Annotated in this window: 12 protein-coding genes; 9 read left to right on the forward strand and 3 right to left on the reverse strand. The window is 60.7% G+C overall.

What is annotated here, in order from left to right:
* From HMPREF9720_RS05930 to gdhA, 9 genes are all read left to right on the forward strand, one after another.
* Positions 1-982 (forward strand): 4-alpha-glucanotransferase (locus tag HMPREF9720_RS05930; protein ID WP_009597356.1); only part of this gene is annotated, 982 nt, incomplete at its 5' end.
* A 275-nt stretch (positions 983-1,257) separates the two neighbouring features.
* Entirely contained in the window at positions 1,258-1,584 is a 327-nt protein-coding gene (locus HMPREF9720_RS05935) for a nucleoside triphosphate pyrophosphohydrolase family protein (RefSeq protein WP_009597369.1), read from the forward strand.
* A 2-nt stretch (positions 1,585-1,586) separates the two neighbouring features.
* Positions 1,587-1,994, forward strand: coding sequence for a hypothetical protein (locus HMPREF9720_RS05940; RefSeq protein ID WP_009597340.1), 408 nt, complete (start codon positions 1,587-1,589; stop codon positions 1,992-1,994).
* Positions 1,995-4,001 carry an OPT family oligopeptide transporter gene (locus HMPREF9720_RS05945; protein ID WP_009597343.1) on the forward strand — a complete coding sequence of 669 codons (2,007 nt, stop codon included), beginning with the start codon at positions 1,995-1,997 and terminating at the stop codon, positions 3,999-4,001.
* Between the two features lie 13 nt (positions 4,002-4,014).
* Positions 4,015-4,317 carry a hypothetical protein gene (locus tag HMPREF9720_RS15050; RefSeq protein ID WP_009597339.1) on the forward strand — a complete coding sequence of 101 codons (303 nt, stop codon included), beginning with the start codon at positions 4,015-4,017 and terminating at the stop codon, positions 4,315-4,317.
* A gap of 13 nt (positions 4,318-4,330) precedes the next feature.
* Positions 4,331-5,548, forward strand: a complete 1,218-nt coding sequence (gene pepT / locus HMPREF9720_RS05950) for a peptidase T (protein WP_009597383.1) — start codon at positions 4,331-4,333, stop codon at positions 5,546-5,548.
* Positions 5,549-5,666: 118 nt separating this feature from the next.
* Positions 5,667-7,604, forward strand: coding sequence for an NAD(+) synthase (locus tag HMPREF9720_RS05955; RefSeq protein ID WP_175282395.1), 1,938 nt, complete (start codon positions 5,667-5,669; stop codon positions 7,602-7,604).
* Positions 7,601-8,227, forward strand: a complete 627-nt coding sequence (locus tag HMPREF9720_RS05960; protein ID WP_009597420.1) for a DUF4923 family protein — start codon at positions 7,601-7,603, stop codon at positions 8,225-8,227. The genes HMPREF9720_RS05955 and HMPREF9720_RS05960 overlap by 4 nt, the downstream gene beginning before the upstream one ends.
* A 238-nt stretch (positions 8,228-8,465) precedes the next feature.
* Complete coding sequence (gdhA, locus tag HMPREF9720_RS05965) at positions 8,466-9,821, forward strand: NADP-specific glutamate dehydrogenase (protein ID WP_009597394.1); 1,356 nt, start codon at positions 8,466-8,468, stop codon at positions 9,819-9,821.
* Positions 9,822-9,888: 67 nt separating this feature from the next.
* Here the strand turns inward: gdhA and HMPREF9720_RS05970 are convergent, their stop codons facing one another.
* The 3 genes from HMPREF9720_RS05970 to asnS all read right to left on the reverse strand — a co-directional run bounded on the left by HMPREF9720_RS05970 (position 9,889) and on the right by asnS (position 13,639).
* Complete coding sequence (locus HMPREF9720_RS05970) at positions 9,889-10,494, reverse strand: hypothetical protein (RefSeq protein ID WP_009597364.1); 606 nt, start codon at positions 10,492-10,494, stop codon at positions 9,889-9,891.
* 149 nt (positions 10,495-10,643) lie between these two features.
* Positions 10,644-12,065: an RNA polymerase factor sigma-54 gene (gene rpoN, locus HMPREF9720_RS05975; protein ID WP_009597405.1), complete on the reverse strand. Its 1,422-nt coding sequence runs from the start codon at positions 12,063-12,065 to the stop codon at positions 10,644-10,646.
* A gap of 185 nt (positions 12,066-12,250) precedes the next feature.
* A complete protein-coding gene (gene asnS, locus HMPREF9720_RS05980; protein ID WP_009597341.1) occupies positions 12,251-13,639 on the reverse strand; it encodes an asparagine--tRNA ligase in 1,389 nt (462 codons plus the stop codon).
* Positions 13,640-13,753 lie beyond the last annotated feature (114 nt).

Here is a 13,753-nt window from a genome sequence, read left to right on the forward strand (position 1 = left end):
CTCCGCCGACGAACTGCGCGGCATGGGCTTCGATACGGCCGGGGGACGCTTCACCGTTCCCGCGCCCGACGACCGGATGCTCGGCGAACTGTTCGGCGAGCTGGCCGACGAAGTGCGCACGACCTGCATGAAGGAGGGCCGGCTGCTGCCCGCCTATGCGACGCAACGCAAGGTCGCCGAGCGCTTTCCCGGCGACGATCCGCGCCGAAGCCGCCTGCGCGAAGGGCTGATGACGCTGCTCGACGACGTGCTCTTCATCGAAGACCCGCGCCGCAAGGGCTATTTCCACCCCCGCATCGCCCCCCACTCGACGCACGCCTACCGCCGGCTCGACGGAGAGCGCCGTGCAGCTTTCGACCGGCTCTATACCGACTTCTTCTACCACCGGCACAACCGTTTCTGGCAGGAATCCGCCCTGCGCAAGCTCCCGGTGCTCCTCTCGGCGACCGAGATGCTGACCTGCGGCGAAGACCTGGGCATGATTCCCGACAGCGTTCCCGAAACGATGCGCGCACTGCAAATCCTTTCGCTCGAAATCCAGCGCATGCCCAAGACGCCGGGGGAACTCTTCGCCGACCCGGCGCACTACCCCTATTTCTCGGTCTGCACCACTTCGACGCACGACATGAACCCGCTGCGGGCATGGTGGGAGGAGAACCGCGAACTCTCGGAACGTTTCTACCGCGAAGTGCTGGGCATGGAGGGCGACGCTCCCCGCACCTGCGAACCGTGGATCTGCCGCCGCATCGTCGACATGCACCTACGCTCCCCGGCCATGCTCGCCATACTTCCGCTGCAGGACTGGCTCGCGACCGACGCGGCCCTGCGCAGTCCGCATGCGGACAGGGAGCGCATCAACATCCCGGCCGCGCCCCGCTATTACTGGCGCTACCGCATGCACCTCACGCTGGAGGAGCTGCTCCGGCAGGAGCCGTTCAACGCCACGCTCCGCGAAATGATAATCGCCGGCGGCCGCCGTTAATCCGGCCAGACTGTTCCCGTTGATTTCCAACAGCGGAAAGACCGCGTTCGGAACCGCCCCGCGCATAACCGCAGCACTCCCCGATTCGTCCCGCCGTCCGGAATCCGGATTCGTGCGAATCGGGCCGAAGGCGGCAAAACACCCCGCCGCCGGGGAAGCGGCGCGATTCTTCGGCCCTTGTTCGTGAGGAACAAGGGCTTTTTGGTGCGTATTTCTAAATTATTTTGTTATTTTTGTCCGACAGTTATTCCCAAACGTTCAAATTCTCAGCATTCATGACACTCAACGAATATCAGCAGCACGCGCTCGAAACGGCGATCTACCCCGAAAACCGTCGCATCATCTACCCCACGCTCGGACTGACGGGCGAAGCGGGCGAGGTGGCCGACAAAGTCAAGAAAGTCATCCGCGACGGACACGAGGAGTTCTCCGACGAGAAACGGCTCGAAATCGTCAAGGAGATCGGCGACGTATTGTGGTACTGCGCCACGCTCTCGCGCGATCTGGGCTACGAACTGGACGACGTGGCGCAGATGAACGTCGATAAGCTCCGCTCGCGCATGCAGCGTCACATCATTTCGGGCAGCGGCGACAACCGCTAACTATGGAAGACTATATCTTACGTGAAATCAACCGCATCGGAGAGCTGATCGCAGCCCTTCTGGACAAAATCGGTCTCCTCAAAAAGTCGGGCGCACCCGAACTCATCCGGGAAACCGCCAAAACGGAGCTGGCCGAGCAGTTGAATCTGGACATCGACACGCTGCTGGCCGGAGCGGATTTCATCGCCACCCTCGTCGACGAATACGGATTCAGCGACGCGGACCTCGAAAAATTCGCCGAACTGCTGTTCGACTTCGCCGCGGCATCCGAAGAGCGCGGCGAACGGCTGCGTCTGGCAGCCGCAATCGGCGCCCTCTACAGCTACCTCGACGAGAAGAAGGCGCCCGCATCGCTCAACCGCTACTACATTCTCAAGGATCTGGACAAATACATCAAAGAACCTCAATAAATGGAACAGGAAAAACAACTTACATCGCTGCCCGAAAACGCTTACCGGGAACTCAAACCGGGCGAAGAGTACACGCCCATCATGCCCGCCTCGTCGTCGCCCCGCGAGGTGACGCCCTATTCGGTCACGATGGGCATCGTCATGGCCGTCGTCTTCTCGGCCGCGGCGGCATTTCTCGGCCTGAAGGTCGGACAGGTATTCGAAGCGGCGATCCCGATCGCCATCATCGCCGTCGGCATGGGCAACGTACTGGGTAAAAAGAACATGCTGGGACAGAACGTCATCATCCAGTCGATCGGCGCCTGTTCGGGCGTAATCGTCGCGGGCGCCATCTTCACCCTCCCGGCGCTCTACATCCTCGGACTCGACGCGGCATTCTATCAGGTATTCCTCTCGTCGCTCTTCGGCGGCCTGCTGGGTATCGTCCTGCTGATCCCGTTCCGCAAATACTTCGTCAAGGAGATGCACGGCAAATACCCCTTCCCCGAAGCGACGGCTACGACCGAAGTGCTCATCTCCGGCGAGAAGGGCGGCAATCAGGCCAAGCTGCTGGCCGTGGCGGGACTCATAGGCGGTCTTTACGATTTCGCCGTCGGCACGTTCGGCATGTGGACCGAAGCGGTCTCGACGCGCATCTGCGCATGGGGACAGGTCGCCGCCGACAAGTTCAAGGTCGTCTTTTCGCTCAACACCTCGGCCGCCGTGCTGGGTCTGGGCTACATCATCGGTCTGAAATACGCCATGATCATCACCGCAGGTTCGTGTCTGGTCTGGTTCCTCGTCGTGCCGCTGGTGGGTTCGCTGGCCGACAGCATCGACCCGGCTGCCATGGCTTCGCTGCTGGGCGTAACGCGCGCCGACATCATGGCCGATCCGCAGCGTCTTTTCACGGCCGAGAACCTCTTCGCCTTCATCGGCAAGCCGCTGGGCATCGGCGGTATCGCCATGGCGGGCATTATCGGCATCGTCAAACAGTCGAAGATCATCCGTCAGGCCGTAGGGCTGGCCGTTTCGGAGTTGGGGGGGGGCAACAAAACCCAAGCCGCCGCTACCGAACGCACGCAGCGCGACCTGACGATGAAGCGCATCCTCACGATCCTGATCGCCACGCTCGTCTCGATCTTCGTCTTCTTCCACTTCGGACTGCTCGACGGCTGGGTACAGTCCGTGACGGCCATTCTGATCGTCTTCGTCATCTCGTTCCTCTTCACGACCGTGGCGGCCAACGCCATCGCCATCGTCGGCACGAACCCCGTGTCGGGCATGACGCTGATGACGCTCATCCTCTCGTCGCTGGTGCTCGTAAGCGTCGGACTGAGCGGCACGACGGGCATGACGGCGGCGCTGATCATCGGCGGCGTGGTCTGCACGGCGCTCTCGATGGCCGGCGGCTTCATCACCGACCTCAAGATCGGCTACTGGCTCGGCACCACGCCCCGCAAGCAGGAGGCATGGAAATTCCTCGGCACGTTCGTTGCTGCGGCAACCGTGGCCGGGGTGATGATCATCCTCAACAAATCGTACGGATTCGTGGGCGAGGGCGCCCTCGTGGCTCCGCAGGCCAACGCCATGGCGGCCGTGATCCAGCCCCTGATGACCGGCGGCCAAACCCCGTGGATGCTCTACTTCTGCGGCGCGGCGCTGGCGCTGGTGCTGACCTCGATCGGCGTTCCGGCACTCGCTTTCGCACTGGGCATGTTCATCCCGATGGAGCTGAACGCTCCGCTGGTAGTCGGCGGTCTGGTAGCGTGGTTCGTTTCGAACCGCTCGAAGGACGAAGCTCTCAACAAGGCGCGCTTCGACCGCGGCACGCTGATCGCGTCGGGCTTCATCGCCGGCGGCGCGCTGATGGGCGTGGTGAGCGCCCTGCTGAAATTCGCCGAGGTGGACTGGTTCCTGAGCGGATGGGCCTCGTCGAACGCCGCAGAGTGGACCGGACTGATCATGTACCTCGCACTGATCGGCTACTTCGGCTGGCACACGCTCCGGGCTAAAAAAGAAGAATAGGAAACCGCACCGCATGAAAACCGCCGTCATACTCCTCGTCGCCGCGACGCTGCTGCAAGGCTGCGCCCCGCTGACCGTCGCGCAGCAAAGCGGCACGAAAACCCCGGCGACGGCCGACGCTCCGCAGCGGAAGAACAGGGCGGGAACGCACATATCCCTTACCGGCCCCTCCTATCCCTCCGTCGTCGTCACGCCCGAAGGAGGCCATGCGGTCGTCATGCCTCCGTGCGGCAGCAGGTCGGTGGTGGTAAACCCCGACGGCTCGCACTCCATAGCAATCGTCAACGGCTCGACAGCCACAATAGTAACGCCATAAACAACACAACACCATGGACCTCAAAGAAAGATTCCTGAAATACGTCTCCTACGACACGCAGTCGTCCGAGGAGAGCGGCACGTTCCCTTCGACCGAGAAACAGAAAGTCCTGCTGGCCGCCCTGCGCGACGAAATGCAGGCGCTCGGCATGACCGAAGTCACGATGGACCGATACGGCTACGTGATGGGCACCGTCCCCGCGACGCCGGGCTGCGAGAACGCTCCCGTGATCGGCTTCATCGCCCATGTGGACACGTCGCCCGACATGAGCGGCAAGGATGTCAAGCCCCGCATCATCGAGGAGTACGACGGCGGCGACATCGCGCTGAACGGCCAGCTCACGATGCGGGTCGCGGACTTCCCCGAACTGGAGTTCTTCAAAGGCCACACGCTGATCCACACCGACGGCACGACGCTGCTCGGCGCCGACGACAAGGCGGGCGTGGCAGAGATCATGACCGCCGCGGAGTACCTGCTCGCGCATCCCGAAATCAAACACGGCAAAATCCGCATCGGCTTCACGCCCGACGAGGAGGTGGGCCGGGGCGTGGATTTCTTCGACGTCAAGGCTTTCGGCGCCGACTTCGCCTACACCGTCGACGGCGGCATGGAGGGCGAACTGGAGTACGAGAACTTCAACGCCGCGAGCGCCAAAATCGACATCCAAGGCCGCAACGTCCACCCCGGATACGCCAAGGACAAGATGATCAACGCCATCGAGGTAGCCTGCGACCTGCAGCGTTTCCTTCCGGCCTGCCAGCGCCCCGAACATACCGAAGGGTACGAGGGATTCTACCACTGCGTGGGACTGAACGGCACGGTCGAGAAGGCTTCCGTCAGCTACATCATCCGCGACCACGACGCCGACAAATTCGAACAGAAGAAGGTCTTCATGTGGGCCTGCGTCGATCTGCTGAAAAAGAAATACGGCGACGAAGTGCTGACCCTCACCGTCAAGGACCAGTACTTCAACATGCGCAAAATGGTCGAACCGCATCCGCAGGTGATCGACAAGGCGCTCGAAGCGATGGAGCGGGCCGGCGTGAAACCGCTCGTCCGCCCGATTCGCGGCGGCACGGACGGCGCACGGCTCTCGTTCATGGGACTCCCCTGCCCCAATCTCTTCACGGGCGGCATGAACTTCCACGGCAAATTCGAATACTGCTCGCTCACCACGATGCGCAAGGCCCAGCAGGTGATCCTGAACCTCGCGCAGTTGTGGGCCGAATAAACATATGACCGCGACGGCGGCAGTCCGGACCGCCGCCGTGACGAATCCGCCGCATCTCCGTCCCCGCCGCAAAGCGGGGATCCGGAGCGAAGAAGACGGCAAAACAACATACAGACCTATGGATAATTTCGGTTTTCTGAAAGTGGCGGCAGCGGTGCCGCACGTACGGGTCGGCGACTGCGACTTCAACACCGAGCGGATCGCCGCGATGGCCGAAGAGGCCGCGCAGCGGGGCGTCGAGATCGTCGCGTTTCCCGAACTGGCCGTCACGGCCTACACCTGCGCCGACCTGCTGCTGCTGCCGGCGCTGCTCGACGCGGCCGACGAAGCCCTTGCGCGGCTGGTAAAAGCCACGCGCAAACTGCCGCTGGTCATCATCGCCGGCGCCCCCCTGCGCCACGGCTCGACGCTCTACAACTGCGCCGTCGTTTTCACGCAGGGCCGTGTGCTGGGCGTCGTACCCAAGACCTACATCCCCGACTATACGGAGTTCTACGAAAACCGCTGGTTCGCATCCGGCGCCGGCATCTCGGAAGAGACGATCTCCGTCGCGGAACAGAGCGCCGACTTCGGCGCGGACCTCACGTTCGGGATCAACGGCACGGAATTCGGCGTCGAAATCTGCGAGGACCTCTGGACCGCCATTCCGCCTTCGTCGCACCTCGCGCTCAACGGCGCCAAGGTGATCTTCAACCTCTCGGCGTCGCCCGAATCGGTGGGCAAGCACGCCTACCTGCGTCAGCTCGTGGCCCAGCAGTCGGCCCGCACCCTCGCGGGATACGTCTACTGCTCGGCAGGCTTCGGCGAATCGTCCACCGATCTGGTGTTCGCCGGCAACGGCATCGTCGCCGAAAACGGCCGGATACTCCGCGAATCGGGACGCTTCCGGCTCGAAGAGCAGCTCGTCGTGGCCGATATCGACATTCAGCGGCTGGAATTCGAACGCCGCCGCAACACCTCGTTCCGCATGCACGAAGGGGCGGCGGAGAACACCGTAATCGAAATGGAGGTCCCCGAAGGACTCCGGGCCGCGGCGCTCGACCGCGACATCGACCCGATGCCGTTCGTGCCGCAGGACGAAGCGCACCGCAGCGAACGCTGCGAGGAGATTTTCCAGATACAGTCGCACGGGCTGGCCAAAAGGCTGGTGCACACCCGCTGCGAAAAGGCCGTAATCGGCATTTCGGGCGGACTGGATTCGACGCTGGCCCTGCTCGTCACGGTCCGCACGTTCGACAAGCTGGGACTCGACCGCGCCGGAATCATCGGCATCACCATGCCCGGCTTCGGCACCACGGACCGCACCTACAACAACGCGCTGGAACTGATGCGCGGGCTGGGCGTCACGATCCGCGAAATTCCGATCCGCGACGCCTGCACGCAGCACTTCAGCGACATCGGACTCGATCCCGAAGACCGCTCGGCGGCCTATGAAAACAGTCAGGCCCGCGAGCGCACGCAGATACTGATGGACGTCGCCAACATGGAGGGCGGTCTGGTGGTCGGCACGGGCGACCTGAGCGAGCTGGCGCTGGGCTGGGCCACCTACAACGGCGACCAGATGTCGATGTACGGCGTGAACGCCTCGGTGCCCAAAACGCTGGTGCGCCACCTCGTGAAATGGGTCGCGGACACGGAATCCGACATGGCCGCGCGCGCGACGCTGCTCGACGTCATCGACACCCCGGTCAGCCCCGAACTGCTCCCGGCCGACAAGGAGGGAAAAATCGCCCAGAAAACCGAGGACCTCGTGGGTCCCTACGAACTCCACGACTTCTTCCTCTACAACTTCATCCGCGCAGGCTACGGCCCGGCTAAAATCCTGTTCCTCGCCGAGCAGGCCTTCCACGGCAGTTACGACCGCGCGACGATCCTCAAATGGCTTACGGTCTTCTTCCGCCGCTTCTTCTCGCAGCAGTTCAAGCGTTCGGCCATGCCCGACGGCCCGAAGGTCGGCTCCGCGGCGCTCTCGCCGCGCGGCGACTGGCGCATGCCTTCGGACGCCTCGGCGGCCGTGTGGCTCAAAGAACTCGAAACCCTGAAATACCTGAAATGATCATGAAAAGAAATCTCTTACTGGCGATTGCGACGCTCCTGCTCGCCGGAAGCTCCGCCACGGCGCAGGACTGGAAGGAAGCCTTGAAAAAAGCCGCCACGACCGCCGCAGACAAGGCCACCGACGGCAAGCTGACGCAATATGCGCTCACCGGCACATGGAACTACACCGCTCCGGGCGTGAAATTCGAGGGCAACGACCTGCTGAGCCAGCTCGGCGGCACGGTACTTCAGGACAACATCAAACAGCAGCTCGACAAGGGCTACCAGATGGCCGGCATCAAACCCGGTGCCGGTACGGTCACATTCGCCAAAGACGGCAAATTCACCACCCTGATGGGCAAATACGAACTTTCGGGAACCTACGAATTCGACGCTTCGACGCACGTCGCCACGCTCAGCTTCGCCAAGGACAAACTCGATCTGGGTTCGGTTCCGGGGCACGCCTACATCGACGGCTCTGATCTGCTGCTGGTCTTCCCCGTCACCAAACTCATCGACATGGTCAAGGCGATGGGCAGCAAAATATCGTCGATGGAGACCATCGTCGCGCTGCTCGAAAACTACAAAAACGTCTACATCGGCTTCGAATTCAGCCGTCAAGCGGGAGAAAATGCGAAGTAGGCGAAAAAAATTACATTTTTTTTCAAATGACAGATTCACAACGGATCTGTCATTTTTTATTACGGATCTTCATCCCCGGTCCGTCCCTTCCCGCAGACAGTAAGCACAACAGGGTCTGAAACTGAAAATCGCATAAGTAAAATATTTTAGCAAATTCTTAAAGAACTTGCAAAACTCCCGAAGATACATTATTTTTACGGCGGTACTCGAATAATAACCCTCAAAACACAGATTGACTATGAACGCTCAAGCCCATCAGTACGTCGAAGATTTCATGGCGCAACTCACCCTCCGCAACCCCAACGAGCCGGAATTCCATCAGGCTGTCCGCGAGGTGGCCGAATCGCTGGCACCCCACATCGTGGCAAGCCCCGTATTGCAGAAAATGAAAGTTCTGGAGCGCATCGCCGAACCCGAACGCGTCATCATTTTCCGCGTGCCGTGGCTCAACGACAAAGGCGAAATCGAAATCAACCGCGGCTATCGCGTACAGATGAACAGCGCCATCGGCCCTTACAAGGGCGGCATCCGCTTCCATCCTTCGGTCAATCTCTCGATCCTCAAGTTCCTCGCCTTCGAACAGACCTTCAAGAACAGCCTGACGACCCTGCCCATGGGCGGCGGCAAAGGCGGTTCGGACTTCAACCCCAAAGGCCGTTCGGACAACGAGGTGATGAAGTTCTGCCAGTCGTTCATGACCGAATTGCAGCGTCACATCGGACAGGACACCGACGTTCCGGCGGGCGACATCGGCGTCGGCGGCCGTGAAATCGGCTTCATGTTCGGCCAGTACAAACGTCTGCGCGACGAATTCACGGGCACGCTCACCGGCAAGGGCCGCGACTGGGGCGGCAGCCCGCTGCGCCCCGAAGCCACGGGCTACGGCACCTGCTACTTCGCGCAGGAGATGCTCGCCACGCGCAAAGAGAGCTTCGAAGGCAAGACCGTCTGCATTTCGGGTTCGGGCAACGTGGCGCAGTACGCCTGCCAGAAAGCCACGCAGCTCGGCGCCAAAGTCGTGACGCTCTCCGACTCGTCGGGTTACATCCACGATCCCGAAGGCATCGACGCCGCGAAACTGGAGTACGTAATGGAATTGAAAAATATCTTCCGCGGCCGTATCAAGGAGTACGCCGACCGCTATCCTTCGGCGACCTACTACCCCGGCCAGCGTCCGTGGGGCGTCAAGTGCGACATCGCCATGCCGTGCGCCACGCAGAACGAGCTGAACGGCGACGAAGCGCAGGCGCTCGTCGACAACGGCTGCATCTGCGTCGCCGAAGGCGCCAACATGCCCTCGACGCCCGACGCCATCCGCATCTTCCAGCAGCACAAGCTGCTCTACGCGCCGGGCAAAGCCGCCAATGCAGGCGGCGTGGCGACGTCGGGTCTCGAAATGACGCAGAACTCGATGCGCATCACGTGGTCGCCCGAAGAGGTGGACGCCAAGCTCCGCTCGATCATGCAGAACATCCACTCCGTCTGCGTGCAGTACGGAACTCAGGCCGACGGCTACATCAACTACGTCAACGGCGCCAACATCGGCGGCTTCATGAAGGTCGCCAACGCCATGCTGGCGCAGGGATGCGTCTGATCCGCAGTCCGCATACGAAAAAGCCCGGAGCAATGCTCCGGGCTTTCCTATTTCAGATCCGCACCGACTACAGAAACAGCACGGCCAGCGCCGCGACGGCGAACCCGCCGCAGAATCCGGCCAGCACCTGCTGCCCGTTGTGACACCCCAGATAGAGACGGGCCGAAGCCAGCGCCCCGGCGCAGAGTATGGCGATCATCAGCGGAACCATCATGTCGCCCACGCCCGCGATATTCATCACCACCAGCAACGCCACGACAGCCCCCATCGCCGTCAGGTGCAGGCTAATCTTCCAATAGAGCGACACCGCCAGACACATCACCTCGCAGCAGGCGGCGGCGATCATGAACTTACGCAGGAAGATGGCGGAGGGAATTTTGGCGATCGTAATGGCGCACAGCACATAGCACACGGCGCCCACCAGCAGCGGCAGAAGCCGCTCGCGGCGGTCGTCGATCCTGTAATCCGAAATCCGGCCCAGCGACCGCAGCACCCCCAGCGCCAGCAGGGGGATGATAATGGCATAAAGCGCCACCACCCACAGCAGGTAGATCTTCACGCCCGACGGATAATGCGCGAAGACGGTAAGCGTCAGCAGTACGCCGATCATGTAGAGAGGCAGCAGAAACGGGTGCAAAGCCCACGATATGCCGTTCGAGAGTTTTCTGTACATTCTTCAAATTATCACACCGGCCGCAACTGCCTCAGACCTGCCGCCGCCTTCCGGGGCGGCCCGGCGGATCAGCGCAAATCGGTTCCGTATCCGGCCGCAACGCCCCGCACGGGGCGCAAACGGCCGGCGGCCGGTTTTCTGTTCTTCATCTATATCTGTTTGCGGAGCCGGGCGACGGGGATTCCGAGCATTTCGCGGTACTTGGCCACCGTGCGGCGGGCAATCCGGTAGCCTTTCGAGTTGAGAATGTCCATCAGCGTCTCATCCGTCAGCGGATGGCGCTTGTCCTCCTCGTCGATACACTCCTGCAATATGTTCTTGATTTCATAACTCGACACCTCCTCGCCGCTCTCGGTCTGCATCGCCTCCGAGAAGAGCGACTTGAGCAGGATGATGCCGAACTGGGTCTGCACGTACTTGCTGTTCACCACGCGCGAGATCGTCGAAACGTCGAGTCCCGTGCGGTCGGCGATGTCCTTGAGGATCATCGGCCGCAGTTTCGATTTGTCGCCGTCCTTGAAGTACTCCTGCTGGTAGTCGAGAATGGTCTGCATCGTGCGCATCAGCGTGTCGTGCCGCTGCTTGATGGCCGAAATGAACCATTTGGCCGAGTCGATCTTGTTCTTCACGAACTGAATCGCCTCCTTGTCCTTCTCGCGGACCGTGCCGTCGGAGCCGACCATCTCGCGGATCATGTCCATATAGCGGCGGTTCACGCGGACTTCGGGAACGTTGTACGAATTGAGCGAGAGCTGGAACCGCCCGTCCTGATAATCGAGGATAAAATCGGGAATGATATAGGGCGTCGTGTCGGTGCCGCCCTCGGCATAGAGGTTGCCGGGCTTGGGCGAGAGCCGCCTGATCTCGGCGATCGCTTCGCGGAAATCCTCCTCCGACACCTGCAGGCGCGACATCAGTTTCTCGTAATGCTTCTTGACGAACTCTTCGAAATAGTTGGTCAGAATCTTGCGGGCCAACCGCCGGGGGCGGCTGTTGATCGGAATCTGCGCCATCTGCAGCAGCAGGCACTCCCGCAGGTTGCGGGCGCCGATACCGGCCGGTTCCAGTTCGTGCAGGACTCCGAGCAGGCGCTCCAGCTCCTCGGCCGAAGTCTCGATTCCGAGCGTGAAGGCGATGTCGTCGGCAACGGATTCCAGATCGCGGCGCAGGTAACCGTCCTCGTCGATGCTCCCGACCAGATAGGCGGCCAGACGCATGTCACGCTCCGAAAGGTTGCGGAAACCGAGCTGTTCGAGCAGATATTCGGGCAGCGAACGGCCTTCGGTCAGGAAAACCGGACGCTGTTTGTCGTCTTTCGAATAGTTGTTTATGCGGCTTTTATAGGAAGGCGTATCGTCTTCGCGCAGATACTCGTCCACGGAGATCTGCTGTGGCTGCTCCTCCTCTTCGGACGCATGTTCCTCCTCCTCCAGCACGATGTTGTCCTCAATCTCCTGTTTGATACGTTGTTCGAGCTGCACGGTGGGCAGCTCCAAGAGCTTGATCATCTGAATCTGCTGCGGAGAGAGCTTCTGCTGAAGCGATAATACCTGTTTCTGATTAATAGCCATACTTTTTCCAAATTAAGAATAGTTCGTTCTGAATTTGGTTTCTTCTTTCGGTTAGTAAACAAACGGCCGCAACCGGGGAAATCGTATGGAAAGGCGCTTATTTCTAGGCCTGCCCCGCACAGCCCGAACAAGAAATTCGTTCGGGTCCGGCAGCAAGAGGCGTGAAACAGCCTTTCCGGGCGGTTTTAAAAATCGGCGTTCTTCGGCGTGCGCGGGAACGGCTGCACGTCGCGGATGTTGGTCATGCCCGTCACGAAAAGCAGCAGCCGGTCGAAGCCCAGACCGAAGCCCGAATGCGGAGCCGAACCCCAGCGGCGGGTGTCGAGATACCACCAAAGCTCCTTTTCGTTCATGCCCAATTCGGCGACCCTTGCATGAAGCTTGCCATAATCGGCCTCACGCTCCGATCCGCCGATGATTTCGCCGATTCCGGGGAACAATACGTCCATAGCGCGTACGGTCTTGCCGTCGTCATTCTGCTTCATGTAGAAGGCCTTGATGTCCTTGGGATAGTTGATCAGGATGACGGGACGCTTGAAATGCTCCTCGACCAGATAACGCTCATGCTCCGACTGCAGGTCGCAGCCCCAGTCGCAGGGGAATTCGAACTTGCGGCCCGAAGCCTTCAGTATTTCGATGCCCTCGGTGTAGTCGAGACGCTTGAAGTCGTTTTCCAGCACGAAGTGCAGGCGGTCCAGCAATCCGTTGTCCCACATCTTGTTCATGAATTCGAGGTCCTCGGCGCAGTTGTCCAGCGCATACCGGATCAGGTACTTGAGGAAATCCTCGGCCAGCTCCATGTTGTCCTCCAGCTCATAGAAGGCGGCCTCCGGCTCGATCATCCAGAACTCCGACGCATGGCGCGGAGTGTTGGAATTCTCGGCGCGGAACGTGGGACCGAAGGTGTAGATGCGGCCCAGCGACAGCGCACCCAGCTCGCCTTCGAGCTGGCCCGACACGGTCAGGTTGCAGGCCTTGCCGAAGAAGTCCTGCGAGAAATCGACCTGTCCCTGCTCATTCTTGGGCACGTCGTTCAGGTCGAGCGTCGTCACCTGAAACATGGCGCCTGCGCCCTCGCAGTCCGAAGCCGTGATAAGCGGCGTGTGGAAGTAATAGAAACCCTCCCTGTTGAAATATTCGTGAATGGCGTAGGCCATGGCGTGCCGGATGCGCAGCACCGCGCCGAAGGTATTGGTGCGCGGACGCAGGTAGGCGATGTCGCGCAGGAACTCCAGCGAATGCCCCTTTTTCTGCAGGGGATAGGTCTCCGGATCGGCCGTGCCGTAGATCTCGATCTTCTCGGCCTGCACCTCGACGCGCTGGCCCGATCCGAGCGACGCCACGAGCCGTCCGTCCACACGGATGCAGGCGCCCGTGGTGATGGGTTTGAGCTGCTCTTCGCCGAACTTGGCAAGATCGACCACTATCTGGATATTCGCAACGCACGATCCGTCATTGAGGGCGATGAACGCCACATTCTTGTTTCCGCGCTTGGTGCGCACCCAACCTTTGACGACGATGTCGGTGTCCTCGGCACCCGACTTCAGAATTTCTGCGATTCTCTGCGATTTCATATCTTTCATTTTATCAATGCTCCTATTCGTTCTTTTCGAATTTACAAAGATACCTATTATTTGCGATTTGACAAAAAAAAAGTACCTTTGCCTAACCTATATAAGAACACGCAC

It is taken from the genome of Alistipes sp. HGB5, assembly GCF_000183485.2.
Lineage (GTDB): Bacteria > Bacteroidota > Bacteroidia > Bacteroidales > Rikenellaceae > Alistipes > Alistipes finegoldii.

Coding starts and splice junctions, on each gene's coding strand:
- HMPREF9720_RS05935 (WP_009597369.1), top strand. CDS start 1,258: ATGACACTCAACGAATATCAGCAGCACGCGCTCGAAACGGCGATCTAC.
- HMPREF9720_RS05940 (WP_009597340.1), top strand. CDS start 1,587: ATGGAAGACTATATCTTACGTGAAATCAACCGCATCGGAGAGCTGATC.
- HMPREF9720_RS05945 (WP_009597343.1), top strand. CDS start 1,995: ATGGAACAGGAAAAACAACTTACATCGCTGCCCGAAAACGCTTACCGG.
- HMPREF9720_RS15050 (WP_009597339.1), top strand. CDS start 4,015: ATGAAAACCGCCGTCATACTCCTCGTCGCCGCGACGCTGCTGCAAGGC.
- pepT (WP_009597383.1), top strand. CDS start 4,331: ATGGACCTCAAAGAAAGATTCCTGAAATACGTCTCCTACGACACGCAG.
- HMPREF9720_RS05955 (WP_175282395.1), top strand. CDS start 5,667: ATGGATAATTTCGGTTTTCTGAAAGTGGCGGCAGCGGTGCCGCACGTA.
- HMPREF9720_RS05960 (WP_009597420.1), top strand. CDS start 7,601: ATGATCATGAAAAGAAATCTCTTACTGGCGATTGCGACGCTCCTGCTC.
- gdhA (WP_009597394.1), top strand. CDS start 8,466: ATGAACGCTCAAGCCCATCAGTACGTCGAAGATTTCATGGCGCAACTC.
- HMPREF9720_RS05970 (WP_009597364.1), bottom strand. CDS start 10,494: ATGTACAGAAAACTCTCGAACGGCATATCGTGGGCTTTGCACCCGTTT.
- rpoN (WP_009597405.1), bottom strand. CDS start 12,065: ATGGCTATTAATCAGAAACAGGTATTATCGCTTCAGCAGAAGCTCTCT.
- asnS (WP_009597341.1), bottom strand. CDS start 13,639: ATGAAATCGCAGAGAATCGCAGAAATTCTGAAGTCGGGTGCCGAGGAC.